This window comes from Clostridium sp. KNHs216 (genome assembly GCF_006714885.1).
In the GTDB taxonomy this organism is placed as follows: domain Bacteria; phylum Bacillota; class Clostridia; order Oscillospirales; family Acutalibacteraceae; genus Caproiciproducens.
The window spans coordinates 2,018,684-2,037,010 of record NZ_VFMF01000001.1; the positions used below are offsets into that span (position 1 = coordinate 2,018,684).

Annotated in this window: 17 protein-coding genes and 1 pseudogene; 14 read left to right on the forward strand and 4 right to left on the reverse strand. The window is 50.0% G+C overall.

Features of this window, described 5'->3' with window-relative positions:
• The first annotated feature begins 5 nt into the window (after positions 1 to 5).
• Entirely contained in the window at positions 6 to 461 is a 456-nt protein-coding gene (locus tag LY85_RS09815; RefSeq protein WP_185741183.1) for a DUF3888 domain-containing protein, read from the forward strand.
• A gap of 171 nt (positions 462 to 632) precedes the next feature.
• Here the strand turns inward: LY85_RS09815 and LY85_RS19535 are convergent, their stop codons facing one another.
• Complete coding sequence (locus LY85_RS19535; protein ID WP_243122521.1) at positions 633 to 1,013, reverse strand: hypothetical protein; 381 nt, start codon at positions 1,011 to 1,013, stop codon at positions 633 to 635.
• A gap of 36 nt (positions 1,014 to 1,049) precedes the next feature.
• On the reverse strand, positions 1,050 to 1,322 hold the full coding sequence (locus LY85_RS19540) for a hypothetical protein (protein ID WP_243122522.1): 273 nt from the start codon (positions 1,320 to 1,322) through the stop codon (positions 1,050 to 1,052).
• Here LY85_RS19540 and LY85_RS19545 point away from each other — a divergent pair.
• The 5 genes from LY85_RS19545 to LY85_RS09835 all read left to right on the forward strand — a co-directional run bounded on the left by LY85_RS19545 (position 1,321) and on the right by LY85_RS09835 (position 9,784).
• Positions 1,321 to 1,674, forward strand: a complete 354-nt coding sequence (locus LY85_RS19545; protein WP_243122523.1) for a TnpV protein — start codon at positions 1,321 to 1,323, stop codon at positions 1,672 to 1,674. The genes LY85_RS19540 and LY85_RS19545 overlap by 2 nt on opposite strands.
• A 74-nt stretch (positions 1,675 to 1,748) precedes the next feature.
• Positions 1,749 to 7,934 (forward strand): DEAD/DEAH box helicase family protein, encoded by a 6,186-nt coding sequence (locus LY85_RS19785; RefSeq protein WP_347562434.1) that lies wholly within the window; start codon positions 1,749 to 1,751, stop codon positions 7,932 to 7,934.
• A gap of 1 nt (position 7,935) precedes the next feature.
• Entirely contained in the window at positions 7,936 to 9,024 is a 1,089-nt protein-coding gene (locus tag LY85_RS09825; protein ID WP_141826489.1) for a DUF3849 domain-containing protein, read from the forward strand.
• 2 nt (positions 9,025 to 9,026) lie between these two features.
• Positions 9,027 to 9,365 carry a plasmid mobilization relaxosome protein MobC gene (mobC, locus tag LY85_RS09830; RefSeq protein WP_141826490.1) on the forward strand — a complete coding sequence of 113 codons (339 nt, stop codon included), beginning with the start codon at positions 9,027 to 9,029 and terminating at the stop codon, positions 9,363 to 9,365.
• 128 nt (positions 9,366 to 9,493) lie between these two features.
• Positions 9,494 to 9,784 (forward strand): CD1845 family protein, encoded by a 291-nt coding sequence (locus LY85_RS09835; protein ID WP_141826491.1) that lies wholly within the window; start codon positions 9,494 to 9,496, stop codon positions 9,782 to 9,784.
• A 93-nt stretch (positions 9,785 to 9,877) separates the two neighbouring features.
• Here LY85_RS09835 and LY85_RS09840 read toward each other — a convergent pair whose 3' ends face one another.
• Positions 9,878 to 10,294: a carboxymuconolactone decarboxylase family protein gene (locus tag LY85_RS09840; protein WP_141826492.1), complete on the reverse strand. Its 417-nt coding sequence runs from the start codon at positions 10,292 to 10,294 to the stop codon at positions 9,878 to 9,880.
• A 136-nt stretch (positions 10,295 to 10,430) separates the two neighbouring features.
• On the opposite strand from LY85_RS09840, the gene LY85_RS09845 reads away from it, so the two are divergent.
• From LY85_RS09845 to LY85_RS09875, 7 genes and pseudogenes are all read left to right on the forward strand, one after another.
• On the forward strand, positions 10,431 to 10,874 hold the full coding sequence (locus LY85_RS09845; RefSeq protein WP_141826493.1) for an Lrp/AsnC family transcriptional regulator: 444 nt from the start codon (positions 10,431 to 10,433) through the stop codon (positions 10,872 to 10,874).
• 113 nt (positions 10,875 to 10,987) lie between these two features.
• A complete protein-coding gene (locus LY85_RS09850) occupies positions 10,988 to 12,397 on the forward strand; it encodes a relaxase/mobilization nuclease domain-containing protein (protein ID WP_141826494.1) in 1,410 nt (469 codons plus the stop codon).
• Positions 12,384 to 12,680 carry a hypothetical protein gene (locus tag LY85_RS09855; protein WP_141826495.1) on the forward strand — a complete coding sequence of 99 codons (297 nt, stop codon included), beginning with the start codon at positions 12,384 to 12,386 and terminating at the stop codon, positions 12,678 to 12,680. The genes LY85_RS09850 and LY85_RS09855 overlap by 14 nt, the downstream gene beginning before the upstream one ends.
• Before the next feature lie 99 nt (positions 12,681 to 12,779).
• A pseudogene (gene vanR / locus LY85_RS09860) lies at positions 12,780 to 13,448 on the forward strand (VanR-ABDEGLN family response regulator transcription factor); the annotation flags it as partial.
• A gap of 459 nt (positions 13,449 to 13,907) precedes the next feature.
• Positions 13,908 to 14,237 (forward strand): PadR family transcriptional regulator, encoded by a 330-nt coding sequence (locus tag LY85_RS09865; protein WP_141828042.1) that lies wholly within the window; start codon positions 13,908 to 13,910, stop codon positions 14,235 to 14,237.
• Between the two features lies 1 nt (position 14,238).
• On the forward strand, positions 14,239 to 14,928 hold the full coding sequence (locus LY85_RS09870; protein ID WP_141826496.1) for a hypothetical protein: 690 nt from the start codon (positions 14,239 to 14,241) through the stop codon (positions 14,926 to 14,928).
• A 107-nt stretch (positions 14,929 to 15,035) separates the two neighbouring features.
• Positions 15,036 to 15,386: a helix-turn-helix transcriptional regulator gene (locus LY85_RS09875; RefSeq protein ID WP_243122525.1), complete on the forward strand. Its 351-nt coding sequence runs from the start codon at positions 15,036 to 15,038 to the stop codon at positions 15,384 to 15,386.
• An 870-nt stretch (positions 15,387 to 16,256) separates the two neighbouring features.
• On the opposite strand, the gene LY85_RS09880 is transcribed toward LY85_RS09875, so the two are convergent.
• Positions 16,257 to 16,778 (reverse strand): PadR family transcriptional regulator, encoded by a 522-nt coding sequence (locus LY85_RS09880; protein WP_141826497.1) that lies wholly within the window; start codon positions 16,776 to 16,778, stop codon positions 16,257 to 16,259.
• A gap of 124 nt (positions 16,779 to 16,902) precedes the next feature.
• Here LY85_RS09880 and LY85_RS09885 point away from each other — a divergent pair, with 124 nt between their 5' ends.
• Positions 16,903 to 18,294 carry an MATE family efflux transporter gene (locus LY85_RS09885; RefSeq protein ID WP_141826498.1) on the forward strand — a complete coding sequence of 464 codons (1,392 nt, stop codon included), beginning with the start codon at positions 16,903 to 16,905 and terminating at the stop codon, positions 18,292 to 18,294.
• Positions 18,295 to 18,327 lie beyond the last annotated feature (33 nt).

Sequence of the window (18,327 nt, forward strand, 5' to 3'; positions counted from 1 at the left end):
TTGTTTTGAAAAGTAAAAAAATATTGTTTGCTGTGTTGCTATCATTAACTTTGATAGCCCAACCTATCTTGTGTTCATCAAAAGCGTCGGCCAATATCACGCGGGATGATTCCGTCCGACTAAAGGATATGGTCATAACATTGTTAATGCCGTCAATAAAAGATGCTGTTGATCGCTTCTATGAACCATATCTTACGATTGAGCCGACTGTCGTACCCTATAATGGTGCAGAAATTACCCAGATTCACGGAGGGGAACGCATTCTTGAAGGTATCAACGATTCCCAGTATACTGTTGTCGTGGATGTTCTTCCATATATCGGGCCACATATTTCTATTGGGAAAGACAGAATCACATTAGCTGTACGACCGGATGGAATAACAGTAGAAAAGTTTGAACATCTGGAAAGCTATGATCTTCCATCTAACTATCGGTCGTTGATTAAAAAACCATTACCATAAATTCAAGTGGTCTATATTTCATGCAGGGAGCAGCCTTCGGGCTGTTCTTTTTTTGCCCAAAAAACTGGAAGGAGGACTTTCAATATGCCAAGTAATGTGCAGGCTCTGACGCAGATGGCCAACCACGCGGCGACGCAGATCACTGCCAGTCATGAAAGCTGGACGGATTTTCTAAAAACCGCCACCCGTCTTTACAAATATCCGTACCATGAACAGCTCATGATTTTCGCCCAGCGTCCCGACGCCACGGCCTGCGCCGGGTATGAACTTTGGAATGAAAAAATGCGCCGGTATGTCCGGCGCGGCAGCAAGGGGATCGCCCTCATCGACGCCTCCGGCGACAGGCCGGGAATTCGGTATGTCTTTGACATTTCCGACACGGGAAGCCGGGACGATTCCCGCCGCCCGTTCTTTTGGGAGTACCGTCCGGAGCATGAGGGCGCGGTTGCGGCGGCGCTGGAACAGGAATATGAGATTTCCGGCAAAAAGGGCTTTGCCCACCAGTTGGAGCAGATCGCCGGACAGATGGCAAACGAATATTGGCAGGATCATCAGTACGACATTCTCCACATCGTTGACGGCAGCTTTTTAGAGGAATATGATGAATTCAACATCGGAGCACAGTTCCGAAATGCCGTCTCTGTCAGCCTGACCTACGCCCTCATGTCCCGCTGCGGGCTGGAACCCGACGAATACTTTGAGCATGAGGACTTTCTGAGCATCTTTGATTTCAACACGCCGGATACCGTCGCCGCCCTCGGCACGGCGGTCAGCGAAGAAAGTCAAAGGGTGCTGCGGCAGATTGAAGTCACCATTAAAAATTATGAACGCGAACACCTCGCGGAAAGGAGCACCACACATGGAGAACAACCTGACTTACAGCCGGAACGGGGATTACCTGATTCCCGACCTGACAATCACGGAGCAGACGGAGAGCATCGGCAAATACGGGAGGATGCGGAAGAATTACCTGAAGGAGCACCGTCCGGTCCTGTACAACAGCTTGCTGCTGTCGGAGAAGCTGTACCCGCACCTGTTGGAGATCGAGCGGACGGCGACGGCGCGGCTGGAGCGCATGATGCCGGAGCTGATGAAATCGGCGGGCGTAACGGAGAGCCTGAAAGCCTCCGACCCGATGCGCTGGGTGGGCCTCATGAACAACCTCAAAGCGCAGGCCGAGGAAACGATTCTGACGGAGCTTATCTACAGCTAAGTTTTTTTCCGTCGGAGCAGGAACAAATACAACGGATTGACGAAGCGGAGAGCGAAAAGCCCTCCGCTTTTTCCATGCCCGTGCCGCAGAAACCGGAAAAAAGCGGTACGACCCAAGCTGACATTGACGCCGCCATTCAGGAATGGAACGGTGATATTGAGAGCAAACACGCCGTTGCCGAATACATGCGGGAACACGCCCGCGACAAGAACACGGCGGCGTTTCTGCGCGCCGAGTACGGCGACGATCTCCCGGCTTTTCCCGTAACCGTGGGCCGCACATCGACGGATTTACCTTGGTCCAAGGTGCAGCGGCGAATCGCCCAGATCATCCGGGAGAATCGTTTTTACACACCGGAAGAACAGCCCGCGCCGCCCGATCTGAGCAATCAGCCGATTACCCGCACCGGCGACACCATCGAGAACGGCATCACTTTCCATAATGTGGTCTTGACGCTTTCCGGCGAGCAGAGGGATGATGTCCAGCGGCCAATTCCCGAGAACACCGCCCCGTCCTACAAGGTAGGCGACACGGTATATCTGGACAATAAGCCCTTTGAAATAACGGGTATCGGCAGTTCGGACGTTCAGCTCCGCGACCCGGCGCTTGCCTATCCCATCTTCCGCGCCGAAAGCCGGGAGAACTTTGAGCGTCTGCTGCGTCAGGATTCCCGGAACGGCCCCATTACGGAACTTCTGGCTGCGGACTTGGAACACACGGACGCCGATCTGCGCGAGGCTCTGACCTCCGGCCTACTGGAACAGCGGGACAAGGAGAATATCGCGGGATATTTCCGCGAAAACGAGGGCAATACCCGCGTGGCCCAGCGCCTTTCCGATACCTATGCCGGAACTTCCGACACGATGGAACTAGCCACCGGCGACACGGCGGACTTCTTTGTCACCACCACGGGTTTCGAGATCAATATTCATGACAAATACAACAGCAAGCGGAGCGCCCGTTGGGAAGAAATCGCCTCCATCCTCCGTGCCCTGTATCAGCGGGAACAGGATGGTTTTTCCCATGAACCGGTCCTGCGGGAGCCTGCCAATCTCGCGGGCAAACCATCATATCAACCGGGCGATCATGCGGTTTTGGATTACGGCGGGCAAGAGTTGTCCGGCACCGTTGGCTATGTCGGGGAAAAGGATGTGCGCATCGACACCGGCCCCTATTCGTGGAGCCATGAGGTTGTGAATCGAGACTCCTTTGAAAACGGCATCCGGCAGGATGAACGCAACGCCGCCCTGTTCACACCGGAGCAGCCCGCCACAGAAAACTTCCGCATCACCGACGACCATTTGGGCGAGGGCGGCGCGAAAACCAAATACGGGTACAATATCGCGGCCATCCGCACTCTGAAACAGATCGAGGCCGAGGGCCGCACGGCAACGCCGGAGGAACAGAAAATCCTTTCCCGCTACGTCGGCTGGGGCGGCATTCCGCAGGCGTTTGACCCGGACAATGCCGCATGGTCGAAAGAATACGCGGAGTTGGTCGGCGCGCTGACCTCCGAGGAATACGAAATGGCTCGGGCCTCTACCCTGAATGCCCACTACACCAGCCCCACGGTGATTCGGGCTATCTATGAAGCTGTCGGCAACATGGGCTTTCAAACCGGCAACATTCTGGAACCGGCCTGCGGCGTCGGCAATTTCTTTGGGTTACTGCCGGAAAGCATGGCGGCGTCCCGGCTCTATGGCGTGGAGCTGGACAGCATCACGGGCCGGATCGCCAAGCAGCTCTATCCCAACGCCCACATCACCGTGGCGGGCTTTGAAACTACTGACAGGCGTGACTTTTTTGACCTCGCCGTGGGCAATGTGCCATTTGGCAGTTACAAGGTTTCCGACCGGGCCTATGACAAGCTCGGTTTCCCCATCCACGATTACTTTTTTGCCAAAACGCTCGATCAGGTGCGTCCGGGCGGTGTAATTGCGTTTGTCACCAGCCGCTACACGATGGATAAACAGTCGCCGGAGGTGCGGCGGTACATCGCGCAGCGCGCGGAGTTGTTGGGGGCCATCCGGCTTCCGAGCAACGCGTTCAAGGCCAACGCCGGAACGGAAGTCACCACCGACATCCTCTTTCTCCAGAAGCGCGACCGGCCTATCGACATCGAACCAGATTGGGTGCATCTCGGCCAGACCGCGGACGGAATCCCCGTCAACAGCTATTTTGCCGATCATCCCGAAATGGTGCTGGGGACGATCAAATGGGACGATAAAATGCACGGCGATAAAAAGGAAACGACGTGCGAACCGTTCCCCGACGCCGCTCTTTCCGAACAGCTCCACGAGGCCGTTTCCCATATTCAGGGACAGGTCACGGAACTGGATACTCCCGATCTCGGTGAAAATGAGGAAATCGACGATTCCATCCCGGCCGACCCCAATGTGAAAAACTATTCCTATACCGTTGTGGACGGCAAAGTGTACTATCGGGAGAATTCCCGCATGGTGCGGCCGGAGCTGAACGAGACGGCCAAGGCCCGCGTCATGGGCATGGTGGAACTGCGGGACTGTGTGCAGAAGCTCATCAGCCAGCAGCTTGACGAATCTGCTTCTGACGCGGAAATCCGTAAGACGCAGACCAAACTCAATATTTTATATGACGCTTTTTCCGCGAAATACGGCCTCATCAATTCGCGCGGCAACAGCCTTGCGTTCGCGGAGGATTCCTCCTACTATCTGCTCTGTTCACTAGAAGTTATCGACGAGGACGGCAAGCTGGAGCGCAAGGCCGACATGTTTTCAAAGCGCACCATCCGGCAGCGGAAAATTGTCACTTCCGTGGATACAGCGTCAGAGGCATTGTCACTCTCCATCGCGGAAAAGGCGCGGGTGGACATGGACTACATGGCTTCCCTCACCGGCAAAACGCCGGAAACTCTGACCGACGAGCTGCGCGGCGTCATCTTCCGCGATTTGGGCGAACAGGACCCGGCAAGCGTTCCCAAAGCCTTTTACAAGCTGGACAATATCCCGTTCGTGACCACCGACGAATACCTGTCCGGCAACGTGCGCCGCAAGCTGCGGCTGGCGAAAGCTCTCGCGGAAATGCGGCCCGACCTCGCGGATAAAATCGCCCCCAATATTGAGGCGCTGGAAGCCGCCCAGCCGAAGGATCTCGATGCCTCGGAAATCGAAGTGCGGCTCGGCGCGACATGGATCGACAAGGGGTACATCCAGCAGTTCATGGAGGAACTCTTGAACCCGCCGTCCGGTGTGCGCGACGGCATCCGGGTAAACTATTCCTCGTTTACGGCGGAATGGTCTGTTTCCAATAAAAGTAGCGTCGGGTACAACAACGTGGCGGCTTACGTCACCTACGGCACCGACCGGGCCAACGCCTACCGGATTTTGGAGGATTCGCTGAACCTTCGGGACACGCGGATATACGATACCGTGACCGATCCGGACGGCAAGGAGCGTCGCGTCCTCAATTCCAAGGAAACAACCCTTGCCCAGCAGAAACAGCAGGCCATCAAGGACGCTTTCCATGACTGGATTTGGAAAGACCCGGAACGCCGCAGAATTCTGACAAAAGAGTATAACGAACTGTTCAATTCCAGCCGCCCGCGTGAATACGACGGGCGGCATCTTGTATTCCCAGGCATGAACCCTGAAATCAAGCTGCGGGAGCATCAGCTCAACGCCGTGGCGCACCAGCTTTACGGTGGGAACACCCTGCTGGCGCACGTCGTGGGCGCGGGCAAAACCTATGAAATGATCGCTGCCGCAATGGAGGGCAAGCGGCTGGGACTGTGCCAAAAATCCCTGTTCGCCGTCCCGAACCACCTGACGGAGCAGTGGGCTTCCGAGTTCCTGCGGCTGTACCCTTCGGCCAACATTCTCGTCACTACCAAAAAAGATTTTGAAAAACGCAACCGCAAAAAGTTCTGCGCGCGGATCGCCACCGGCGATTACGACGCCATCATCATGGGGCACTCGCAGTTTGAGAAGATCCCCGTCTCTCTGAAACGGCAGAAACGGCTCATTCAGGAGCAGATTTGGGAAATCGAAAACGGGCTGGAGGAACTCAAAGACAGCGGCGCGGAGCAGTTTACCATCAAGCAGTTAGAGCGCACGAAAAAGGGCCTTGAGGCCCGGTTGAAACGCCTGAACGACAACTCCCGCAAGGATGATGTCGTCACCTTTGAACAGCTCGGCGTGGACCGGCTGTTCGTGGACGAGGCGCACAACTATAAGAATTTGTTTCTCTACACGAAAATGCGCAACGTGGCGGGCCTCTCCACCACCGACGCGCAGAAATCCAGCGACATGTTTCTGAAATGCCGGTATCTCGACGAAATCACAAACAGCCGGGGCGTCGTGTTCGCCACCGGGACGCCGGTCAGCAATTCCATGACGGAATTGTACACGATGATGCGCTACCTCCAGTACGAAACCTTGAAAGAACGAAACCTCGTCCATTTCGACTGCTGGGCATCCACCTTTGGGGAAACCGTGACGGCTATCGAGCTGGCCCCGGAGGGAACCGGCTACCGGGCGCGCGCACGCTTTGCCCGGTTCTACAATCTGCCGGAACTGATGCTGCTGTTCAAGGAAGCGGCGGACATCAAGACCGCCGACCAGCTCAATCTTCCCACGCCGAAAGCCGTGTACCACAACGAAGTCGCGCAGCCCTCGGAGATTCAGAAGGAGATGGTGAAAAAGCTCTCGGAACGCGCCGCCGCCGTCCATTCCGGCAACATCGACCCCCACATAGACAACATGCTCAAAATCACGTCGGACGGGCGCAAGCTCGGCCTCGATCAGCGCGTCATCAATCCTATGCTTCCCGACAATCCCGGCAGCAAGGTCAATATGTGCGTCAACAACGTTTTCCGATTCTGGCGCGACGGGCTGGACAAAAAGCTCACGCAGCTCGTCTTCTGCGATATTTCTACTCCCAAAGGCCGCGCCGACGCCAAGGAGGACCGGGCTGTTCGGGCCGGAGGGAGACTCGCGGGCGGCACGGAACTTCACGCTTTGCAGGACGCTACACCGGAGGCCGACGCGCCGGAAGCGTTCAGCGTCTACTCGGACATCCGCGACAAGCTCATCGCGCGGGGCGTCACCGCCGGTGAAATCGCGTTCATCCACGACGCCGATACCGAAGTGAAGAAAAAAGAACTGTTCGCCAAGGTACGTGCCGGACAGGTGCGCGTCCTCATGGGCAGCACCGCCAAGATGGGGGCCGGGATGAACGTGCAGGACCTTCTGATTGCCTCCCACGATCTGGACTGCCCGTGGCGTCCCGGCGATTTGGAACAGCGGTCCGGGCGCATTATCCGACAGTACAACACCAACCCGGAAGGACACATTTTCCGTTACGTCACCGAAGGGACATTCGATTCGTACCTCTGGCAAACTGTGGAAAATAAGCAGAAATTTATTTCACAGATCATGACCAGCAAAAGTCCCGTCCGCTCCTGTGAGGACATTGACGAGACGGCGCTCTCCTACGCGGAAATCAAGGCCCTGTGCGCCGGGGACGAGCGGATCAAGGAGAAAATGGACCTCGACATGGATGTGGCCAAGCTGAAACTCATGAAGGCGAATCATCAAAGCCAACAGTTCCGGCTGGAGGATAATCTGCTCAAATATTTTCCGGAGGAAATTGAGCGGAATAAAGGTTTCATCAAAGGGTTGGAAACGGATATGGCGACGTTGGATGCGCACCCGCACCCGAAGGACGGTTTTGCAGGGATGGTGGTGCGGGGCGATTCTCTCACCGACAAAGACAACGCCGGTGCCGCCATTCTCGAAGCCTGCAAGGAAGTCAAGGGATTGGAGCCGATGGGAATCGGCAGTTACCGGGGCTTTTCCATGTCGCTGTCCGTGGAGGGGTTCGGTCAGGATTTCATCCTGACGCTCAAGGGGCAGATGACCCACCGCGTCACGCTGGGCAAAGACGCGCGCGGCAATCTCATCCGTATCGACAACGCCCTTTCCGACATGCCGAAGCGATTGCAGAATGTTCACGCCCAGCTTGAAAATCTTTATTCGCAGATGGAGGCGGCAAAGGCCGAGATCGGCAAGCCGTTCCCGCAGGAAGCGGAGCTTGCGCAAAAGAGCGCCCGCCTCGCGGAACTGAACGCCCTGCTGGACATCGACAGCCGCGCCCCCGCCCAACGGCAGGCGTCAGAAGTCATGGCGAAAAGCGAAAGGTCCTCCGTGCTGGAGGGCCTGAAAACGCCGTGTATTCACGGTCTATTGGAAAAATCCCACAAAAAAGAAATGGAGGCAAGATAATATGACAAGCGAAGAACTGAATACCGCGCTGTACGCAAAAATGTTTGCGGAGCAGGACGCATTTCGGAAAAAGCTGCTTACGCAGGCACCGGAGGAAATTCTGAAACAAGCCTATGAATACACCGTGCGAGAGGACATCCTGATGTCCCTTGAAAACAATGATTTGACCGATGAACAGGCGTCCGTGCTGCTGAAATCTCCCAGCCCCCTGGGAGATATTTTTTCGGAGTTTGAAAGCCGGGAAACCGGATACATGGAGACGGTTTTGGACTGCATCACGGATAAAGCCAATGCCGTGATACAGATGGAGGCGGCAGAACGTCAGGCGCTTTTGAACACTCCCGTCTACAAATATCCGGCGACCTACGCCCGTGAGCATGATGAACTGGAGATTTACCGTGCGTCCCACAAGGCGAACATTGCCTGCCGGGATGCCATTGACAACGCTATTCGAGACAACTACCGCGATAATTGCCTCGGCAGCGACACCGCAAAACAGGTCATTGCCGAGTTTGGATTTGACCGCACTCTCTATGTGCTTGCGAACTCTGTCCGCGAGAAAGATTGGGATGGGCGCATTGACCGCAAAAATAAGGATTGGGCGCGGACGATTTCTGTCTTTGACGATGAGAACGGCTTTGGGGATAATCGAAACCGGGAATTTATCGTAGATAGAGCGCATCCCGGTCTGTTAGACCTCTTCATCAATCAGGCGCGGCGCGAATACCTGCTGACCCAGCCTCTGTCTAAAGAGGACATTCAGTTGGAGGCCGCGCGACTGCTCCGGCGTCTGCAATCCGAACGTGAGCCGAACAGCCCCAGCGGTACGCATTTCATGGCACAGATTTCGCCGGATTTTCTGATTCGCGCTTCCACGAAAGACCACGACCGGCTGTTCTCATTGCTACCGTTCAAATCCCTGTCCTTTTCCACACTCAAGGATCGGAAAGGAATTTTTGTGTTCATCCAAAATGATGAGAAGCGCGACCAGCCGATTCGCCAGCGCAAACCGTCCGTCCGAAAAAAGCTGGAGAACATAAAGACGGCAGATACGCCGTCCACTGTGAAGCGGGATGCGCCGGAGCGTTGACGATGGCAAAACGAGAACGGGAAATTCAGCTCAAGTTTCGTGTTACCCCGCAGGAGCGTGAAATGATCGAACAGAAGATGGCGCAGCTCGGCACGAAAAATATGGCGGCGTATCTCCGCAAAATCTCCATCGACGGATATGTGGTGAAGCTCGAATTGCCGGAGCTGAAGGAGTTGGTTTCCCTCCTGCGCCGGTCCAGCAATAACTTAAATCAGCTCACCAAACGGGTGCATGAAACAGGGCGCGTTTACGACGCGGATTTGGAGGATATCATCCAGAATCAGGAACGGTTATGGCGGGCGGCTACTGATATCCTCGCCGCGCTTGCAAAATTAAAATAGGGGCGTATGTTCCGAAAAGCGGGGCGGTTTACGGCGTGTAAGCCGCCCCGCTATTTTTTTACCGCATCCTTGCAAAAAACAGCATAGGCGTTATAGTTGTATTAGAAATTGTAAAGGGGGCCGATTTTATGAGGCTGATACTGAAAATACTCGTCGCTCCGGTCATTGTGGTTCTGACCGTTTTCGTCTGGATCTGCTCCGCTCTGCTGTACTGCTCGGCGTGGGTATTCGGCCTTGCCGGAACGGTCCTCGGCATCTTCGGTGTGTTGGCATTGATCACCCATCAGGTCACGAACGGGATCATGTTGCTGGTGATGGCGTTCCTCGTCAGCCCATTCGGAATCCCGATGGCGGCGGCGTGGCTGATCGGCTTGCTGCAAAGCGTCAATTATGTGCTTCGGGATTTTATCACAGGATAGAAGAAAGGCGCTTTGTAAAAAGGTGTATCGATACTTATAAAAACCCGCACACCGATCAGATGTGCGGATTTCTGTTATTTTAATGTGGATAAATTAGATTTGGCAGACCGGCCCTAAGTTCAGTAAAGCGCCGAATCTCTGACAAGCTGTAATAAAGCAAATGAGCGCCAGAAGTTCCGAAATCTCGCCGTCTGTGAACACCTTTTTCAGCGCGCTGAATTCCTCATCGCTGATATGCGTGCTTTTGCTGGACATATCCGCCAGATGGACAGCTGTTTGTGTCCGCGAATCCACGATATCTTTTGATGGAGCACCCTTGGCTTTGCAGTATTCACACCCGTTATTGAACGCCAGAGTGCGCCGAACCTCTTCTTTTAATTCCGCAGGAAATGTGTTGCTGGAATAAATGTATTCCTCCAGAGCGGCCCATCTCTCCAAAATACCTTTGTTGTGTCCCAATAGCTGCTGAAACGGCGTGAACCCGTTCTGCGAAAAAGAAATCATAGCCATAAATGTTCCTCCTTATTGATACGTTCCGTTGACAATATCATTATAGCAGGGATATAATGAAAATCGTATTTTATATGATATTATATTTAGCATTAAATATTTCAATTAAACTGTTATTTTACAAAGGATGTATTAAATGAAAATTGACGAAACTGACGTACGGATTTTGCGGGAGCTACAAACGGATAGCCGAATCTCCATCCGGGAACTATCGAAGCGGGTAAACCTTTCACCTCCGTCCGTTACCGAAAGAGTAAAAAGGCTGGAGGAACACCACATCATTGAAGAATACACGATCCGCCTCAATAAAAAAGAGCTTGGCTTTGCCATCGACTGCATCATTGAAGTCACGATGAGAGACGGTCAATACGAAAAATTCAAGAGTTTCATCAAAGACTATCAGTACAGCGAATGGTGTTATCGGATTGCTGGGGCCGCGTGCTTTATCGTCAAATTGTCGGTTCCCGCTTTGCAGGACATTGAACAGTTCATCAATTCCGTTTCCTCCTATGCGCTGACCGAGACTTCCATCGTTTTTTCAGAAGTGGAAGTTCATACGAATATTGATAAATTCCTATAAACGGCTCTGGTCTATCTACACTGCGAACATCAACAGGATATGAAACGAGGCCCCATCCGTGGTGCCTCGTTTCTTTCTATTATGCCGCGATTCTACCGCAAGGAGGAATGTTCATGGCAACCACCCGGCTGATGCCGCTGCATACCGGCAAAGGCCGGGACGTCGACACGGCGATCAGCGACATTATTGATTACGCGGAAAATCCGGAGAAAACAGATTACGGCAGACTCATCACCGGCTATGAATGCGACAGCCGGACAGCGGACGCCGAGTTTCTTTTTTCCAAACGGCAGTATACCGCTCTCACCGGCAGGACGCGCGGTGCGGACGATGTGATTGCCTACCATCTCCGACAGTCCTTTGTCCCTGGCGAGGTCACGCCAGAGGAAGCAAACCGGATCGGCTGTGAGCTTGCCAAACGCTTTACGAACGGGAACCATGCTTTCATCGTCTGCACCCACATTGACAAACACCACATTCATAATCATATCATCTGGAATTCCACGTTCCTTGACTGCACCCGGAAGTTCCGAAACTTTTGGGGAAGCACAAGAGCCGTGCGGCGGCTAAACGATACGCTGTGCATCGAGAACGGTTTGTCCATCGTGGAGAATCCGAAGCGGCACGGCAAGAGCTACAACAAGTGGCTGGGCGATCAGGCAAAGCCCTCAAACCGGGAACTTTTGCGTATGGCAATAGACGTAGCTCTTGCCCAAAAGCCCGCCGATTTTGATGCACTCCTGAAGCTCATGCGAGAAGCCGGATATGAAATCAAGCCGGGAAAAACTCTCGCCCTGCGCGGCAAAAATCAGAAGCGGTTTATCCGGCTGGATACGCTGGGCAGCGGCTACAGTGAAGCGGAGCTTCGGGCCGTCCTCTCCGGCGAAAAAGCACACACACCGCGCAAAAAAATCATCCGGCCCATGCCGGAAAAACAAGTCAATCTGCTGGTGGATATTCAGGCCAAACTCCGCGCCGGAAAAGGCGTCGGTTACGAACGCTGGGCCAAGGTGTTCAATCTCAAACAGATGGCGCAGGCAGTGAACTATCTGACCGAGCACAATCTGTTAGATTACGATGTGCTGGTTGGAAAAACATCGGCGGCAGTTGCCCGGTACAACGAGCTTTCCACACAGATCAAGGCGGCTGAAAAGCGGCTGGCCGAAATCGCCGTTCTGAAAACGCAGATCGTCAATTACGCCAAGACCCACGACACCTACGTTGCCTACCGCAAGGCGGGTTATTTAAAAAAGTTTCTCTCGGAGCATGAGAGCGACATTCTGTTGCACAAGGCGGCGAAAAAAGCGTTCGATGAGCTGGGCGTGAAAAAACTTCCCACCATCAAGAGCTTACAGGCCGACTATGCGGCGATTCTGGCAGAGAAAAAAGCGGCTTACGCTGATTATCGCAAGGCCCGCGATGAGATGAAAGATCTGTTGACCGTCAAGGCCAATGTAGATCGTTTACTCGGCACCGACAGGCGCGAAGCGGAGAAAGAAAAAGAACATCATGGGCAGCGTTGAGCTGTCCATGCTCCCGGAAGCGTCCGCAGGACGCGCAGCCGCACAATTTATTGTGCGATCAGAGGGGATTGGGGGCCTGCCACCAACAAGCAATTTCCCGGTTTTCGCGCAAGCGAAAAATTGGGAAATGGGCATCGTGGGTACCACGATGCATTGCTTGCCGCTTTTCTTTTCCACAAAGTCCACCTTGCTTGTTGCTATCATTAACGACAAAATTGCTTTTTCCAAAACTTCCGTATATATTGTGAATAGAGAAGTCCAACTATGTAAAGCATCTTCATAAAATCTTAAGACTTTCATAAGGAAGATCAACGGACTCTCGTTTGTCCTTTGCCTTATGATTGATCATGGAAGTTTAGCGGAAAAAGGAGTGACGAACCGTATGGGAACTGATATCTTAGTCGTAGATGATGAGCAGGCCATAGCGGATTTGGTAGAAGTATACTTAACAAACGAAGGATTTACCGTACATAAATTCTATAACGGCGAGGATGCCATGCGGAGTATAGAAACTGAACAAATTGATCTTGCAATTCTTGACGTAATGTTGCCGGACATCGACGGGTTTGCCCTCTGCCGTAAAATCCGGGAAAAACACAATTTCCCCGTTATCATGCTGACGGCAAAAGAGGAGGAAATGGATAAAATTACTGGTCTAACGCTCGGGGCGGATGATTATGTAACAAAACCGTTTCAGCCTCTGGAACTCGTCGCCCGCGTCAAAACGCAGCTCCGCCGGTTCATCCGATATAATTCCAGTGAACCTCAACAGGAGGAATCCATCCTTTCTTTTTCCGGCTTGATTTTGAATCAGGATACGCACGAATGCACCCTCAATGAAAAGCCGCTGTCGCTGACGCCGACGGAATTTTCAATTTTATGGGTTCTCAGTTCCAATCGCGGGCATGTGGTAAGTTCGGAAGAACTCTTTCGGGAGGTTTGGGGTGAAAAATACTACAGCAACAACACAGTCATGGTGCATATTCGACATCTTCGCGAGAAAGTGAACGATTCCGCAGAACATCCCAAATACATCAAAACAGTATGGGGAACGGCTATAAAATTGAAAAGTAAATTAAATACTCCGATTAAAATACTTTGTCGCAGTTTCCATCGTGCCGAGTATTGGCATCCTGTTTGTCTTGGATAACGGAATCACCAACAGAATATTTTGCTGACTGCCGTAATTTGGCTCATCATCTGTTTTGATTTTTTCTTTGCGGAACCGTAATAGAGCAGACATCTCAGCAAAATAATAATTATAACTGCAATAACGAATGCAATGCAGATGAATTTTTTCATAGCAGGCCAGTTAAATTGCGTATCCACAAAGGTTCCGGAAATACCGCGATAAGTATGTGTGCCTTCCATAATGAAATTGTTATGCATCCAGTCTAGAGTGGTAATGGTCAAAAAAGCAGAGCAAAAAGAACTTGACATCCGTGCTACATTGCACTACAATATAGTCACGCTACTAGGTAGTACAGTGTAGTTGAAAGCAGGCGGTAAAGTGTTTGACAAATCACAGCTTATGCGGGGAACTTTGGAGGGCTGTATCTTAAAAATTATTAGCCTCAAAGTAACATACGGATATGAAATAATGGAAAAATTACGTTCTTTTGGTTTTGATGAAGTAAAGGAAGGCACAATATATCCTTTACTCGTCCGATTGGAAAACAAAAGCTATATTACATCTGAATTTCGGTCATCTCCGCTGGGGCCAAACAGAAAATATTATTCCACTACATCGGAAGGCTCTAGGTATTTGCATGATTTCGAAGAATACTGGGGTTGCATTTCTATATCTGTTAATAAAATATTGAATTTGGAGGCAATGTAATATGAATCAGGAAAAAGAGCTCAGAAAAGAAAATAACAAAAAAGATAAGCTATTGACGAAGGAGAACAACAGATTATTAACGGATATGATTGTTTATCTCCATTCGGGAAATCTATGCGAATACGACATTGAAATCATTCGCAAAGAGCTACTTGGAATGGCCTTGGAGACACAGATACGAAATGACGATTTCAGAAATGTTGTTGGGGAGAATTACAAAACATTCTGTGACGAACTCATGAAAAACGGGCGGCGGAAAACAAAATATGAAAGAGCACTGGAATGGTTATCTGCCGGTAGCTTTGCCATTGGCGTTCTGTTCCTGTTTGAATATCTTTCTGATGAAATTTTAGCAGGGGTAAAATTGGGGTGGAATGCACTGTCGCTGAATATGCCTGTCTCGTGGGGCTTTACGTTATCCACTCTCTGCTGTATACCGGCTGCATTTTTAATTTACCACTTTTTCAGCGTGAACTCATTTGATATTGATTTGCTGAAGTACAAAATCATGTTTGGTCTTCTCGTCGGCTTTTCTGCAGCCGCCATTTTTGCTGTTCGATTTTTTATGGACAAAATGATTTTATGTACAGTGAATGTCATTTACCCGGCAATGCTGATTGCTGCCCTATATGTTCTAGTCAAAATTCTTGAAACAAGGCATGCCAATTATCTAGCACAAACGCATAACTGAACGCGGTTAAAAGAAAGTATCCACTTTCCACAGACAATTTGGAACTACTAGAGGATTGAACTCACCGTGTAGCTAAAGTATACTACGAGTGACAGGAGGAAGCGAAATTGGATAAAGTAGAAATCGGCTTTGTGATTGCCCGGCAAAGGAAAGAGAAAAGCCTAACGCAGAAAGCACTCGCGGATATGTTGAAGGTAAGCAACAAAACAATTTCCAAATGGGAAACCGGTGAAGGCTTTCCGGATATAACTATTCTTCCGGCTCTTGCGGAAGTTCTAAGTATTACCGTTGATGAACTGCTGGGCGGTAGCCCAATAAAAGATAGAGATCATTCCGGAAACAATGCCATAGAATGTGCGGAGTACTTAGCAAGTAAAACAATATTGAGATTCAAAAATGCCTGTGTGCTGTCGAATGCTCTTTCTATTTTTGGCGTGGTGGCTTATTGGGTTCTATGACATGAATTTCACAATGTATTTTCAATAATGGTGGCTTTCATATTTGGACTGGTAAGCGGATGCATTTCTTTGATTGAGTATAATACACTGCAAACACAAATTAAGAAATTCAACGGATTATTTCCTGAAAAGAAAAAGAGCCTATCGGAAATAAAAAAATACCTGGAAAAGGCAATCTGTGGGCCATTGTTGCTTGTATTGGTCGCTTTGGATTTTACAATCGTGAATCACTTTGGTAATCAGCATGAGCTAGTACGAGCGTGCATTGAGGGATTTGTCTATGGAAGTATTTGTATATGCGTAAATGCCAAGTTCAAAAAGCAAATTAAGCTGTAAGAGAGGAAAATCATTGGTAAATCATTCAGGACTCGGCAAAAATAAGAGTATGTTTCGTCAAACAAAAAACACGAGTTTGGCGGGCCTGTTTTCATGTCTGAATAAATAAGCGTACCATCCAGACTTACGGGTTTGGAGGGCGTTTTCATGTGTGCTCATTATACTATAGTCGGGCATAATGAAGCGGACATCTATCTGCTATATATCACTTTAATTAGTACTTTATCAAAGAAGTCTGTACTGTCCTAGGGGTAACTGCGGCCATCAGCAGGAATCAACAGGATTCAAAAGCAGGATATATAAATTCACTTTTTCGCAAAAGGCTTATTTGGGCTACGCCCAAGTGGGCCCTTTTTGCCGTTTAAAGGGTAATTCAATTCGTTGTCGCTCCCCGCCTTCCTCTGTTTCGATTTGCCCAACACAAAATCGAAACGGAGGAATACAAAATAGTCGAAATCAATCTGAGGAAACACTAATAATGTTCCGTTAAGGCCCTTATTATTGGAAAGGTCTAATCAATTGAACAATACTTTTTCAATTTCCTTTTAACGAGGCAACCCATGCCTCGATTGTCTGAGCCAACATTAACTGTTGCTGTAGAACCGCCATACCAGTCTTCGGAATTTCCGGGACATCTTTTTTTGTGCGGAGGCTTTCCTCCAGCTCGGATCTGAGCGTTTTGACCTGAGCTTCGATATTCAACAGACAGGTCTTCTGCGCTCCCGACGGAAGACTTGCCAGATTTACGATGACTGCGTTGAAATCCAAGAAAAAGTGAATGGGACTTTCGGAAATTTCTTCCATCAGATCCTCAAACTCTTTTTCTCCGGCAGCAGTCAGGGAGTAGATCGCTTTTTCCGGCATTTTACCCTCTTTGACAATACTACTTTTGACATATCCCTTTTCCTCCAATTGTATAACCTTTTTATAAATAGATTGGGTGCTAATTCTTACCCATTTGGAAATATTGCGGTACTCCACTAACTTTTGAAGTTCATAGGCACTCCGGGGTTCCTGTTTTAGCATCCCCAATACGATCAAATCAATCGTCGCCATAAAAAGCCCTCCTTTGCTATCTTGACAAGTACTACAATTTATAGTACTATATGCTTTGCTCAACTTAGTGCTAGTAATTATAGTACTTAATTTTTTACTATCTGTCAAGAGAAAGGGGATATTTATGGACAGTCAAAACAAGAAGATGGAATTATTGGGGAGTGCGCCGATACCGAAGGCGCTGTTGGCAATGGGGCTTCCCACCATGATTGGCATGATGATTAACGCCTTATACAATCTGGTGGATGCTTATTTCGTGGGGGGACTGGGAACCAGCCAAATGGGGGCGATTTCCGTGGCATTTCCACTGGGACAGGTTGTCGTTGGATTAGGCTTGTTGTTCGGAAACGGCGCAGCATCCTATCTCTCCAGATTGCTAGGACGCGGAGAAAAAGAAACTGCTAACAGGGTTGCCAGCACAGCTTTATACAGCAGTGTTTTCGCGGGAATTGTTATGATCTTATTCACTATAATCTTTTTGAAGCCGATTCTAAGAGTTTTGGGTGCCACAGAGAGCATTTTGCCTTATGCGATGACTTATTCCAGTATTTTTATCATAGGTTCCATTTTCAATGTGTTCAATGTAACAATGAATAACATCGTGACAAGCGAAGGCGCTGCCAAAACTACGATGTGTGCCTTGCTAACAGGTGCGGTATTAAATATGGCCTTGGAACCCATCTTTATCTATACGTTACATCTTGGCGTAGCTGGCTCCGCTATTGCCACTGTTATTTCTCAGATTGTTTCTACGTTAGTTTATTTAGGCTACATTTTTAGGAAGAAGAGCGTTTTCAGCTTTAGAATCAGTGAATGCTGTTTTTCTAAAAATATTCTGTCTGAAATCTTTAAAATCGGCGTTCCTACGCTAATCTTCCAGTTGCTTACAAGCCTGTCTATCGTACTGGTCAATGCGCAGGCAAAAAACTATGGTGATTCTGCAATTGCGGGAATGGGATCTGTGACCAGAATCATTGCTATGGGGAGTTTAATCGTATTCGGATTTATCAAAGGTTTTCAACCTATCGCGGGTTACAGCTACGGAGCTAATAAATTCGATCGTTTGCATGAAGCAACAAAGGTTTCTGCAATTTGGTCAACTGTGTTTTGCGTTATTTTCGGATTGGTGATGGCACTGTTTTCTACGGCGGTCGTATCCCAATTCACGAAGGGCGATACGGAAATGATTCGAATTGGACAGAATGCTTTGTTAGCAAATGGAATTTCTTTTATGCTCTTTGGCTTTTCCACCGTTTACTCGTCACTATTCCTTGCATTGGGAAAAGGAAAAGAAGGATTCTTTCTCGGCTCATGCAGGCAGGGAATCTGTTTTGTGCCGATTGTTTTATTGCTCCCGATGGTCTGGGGAATCAACGGTATTCTTTACGCACAGCCAATTGCGGATGGGCTTTCCGCTATAATTACCGTTTTTATGGCAATGCGGTTGCACAAAGAACTGGTTCATGCAAAATCCAGTATGGATACTCAATACAGGGAAATCACAAAAGCAGACTAGCGTAACAAGAGCATATGCTGCTGCGTCTCCATC

Excerpts from the sequence above, each read along its gene's own strand:
- LY85_RS09840 (WP_141826492.1), bottom strand. The coding sequence starts at position 10,294 with ATGGCTATGATTTCTTTTTCGCAGAACGGGTTCACGCCGTTTCAGCAG.
- LY85_RS09885 (WP_141826498.1), top strand. The coding sequence starts at position 16,903 with ATGGACAGTCAAAACAAGAAGATGGAATTATTGGGGAGTGCGCCGATA.
- LY85_RS09845 (WP_141826493.1), top strand. The coding sequence starts at position 10,431 with ATGAAAATTGACGAAACTGACGTACGGATTTTGCGGGAGCTACAAACG.
- LY85_RS09880 (WP_141826497.1), bottom strand. The coding sequence starts at position 16,778 with ATGGCGACGATTGATTTGATCGTATTGGGGATGCTAAAACAGGAACCC.
- LY85_RS09870 (WP_141826496.1), top strand. The coding sequence starts at position 14,239 with ATGAATCAGGAAAAAGAGCTCAGAAAAGAAAATAACAAAAAAGATAAG.
- LY85_RS19785 (WP_347562434.1), top strand. The coding sequence starts at position 1,749 with ATGCCCGTGCCGCAGAAACCGGAAAAAAGCGGTACGACCCAAGCTGAC.
- mobC (WP_141826490.1), top strand. The coding sequence starts at position 9,027 with ATGGCAAAACGAGAACGGGAAATTCAGCTCAAGTTTCGTGTTACCCCG.
- LY85_RS19545 (WP_243122523.1), top strand. The coding sequence starts at position 1,321 with ATGGAGAACAACCTGACTTACAGCCGGAACGGGGATTACCTGATTCCC.
- LY85_RS09855 (WP_141826495.1), top strand. The coding sequence starts at position 12,384 with ATGGGCAGCGTTGAGCTGTCCATGCTCCCGGAAGCGTCCGCAGGACGC.
- LY85_RS19535 (WP_243122521.1), bottom strand. The coding sequence starts at position 1,013 with ATGATCCTGCCAATATTCGTTTGCCATCTGTCCGGCGATCTGCTCCAA.
- LY85_RS19540 (WP_243122522.1), bottom strand. The coding sequence starts at position 1,322 with ATGTGTGGTGCTCCTTTCCGCGAGGTGTTCGCGTTCATAATTTTTAAT.
- LY85_RS09835 (WP_141826491.1), top strand. The coding sequence starts at position 9,494 with ATGAGGCTGATACTGAAAATACTCGTCGCTCCGGTCATTGTGGTTCTG.
- LY85_RS09850 (WP_141826494.1), top strand. The coding sequence starts at position 10,988 with ATGGCAACCACCCGGCTGATGCCGCTGCATACCGGCAAAGGCCGGGAC.
- LY85_RS09825 (WP_141826489.1), top strand. The coding sequence starts at position 7,936 with ATGACAAGCGAAGAACTGAATACCGCGCTGTACGCAAAAATGTTTGCG.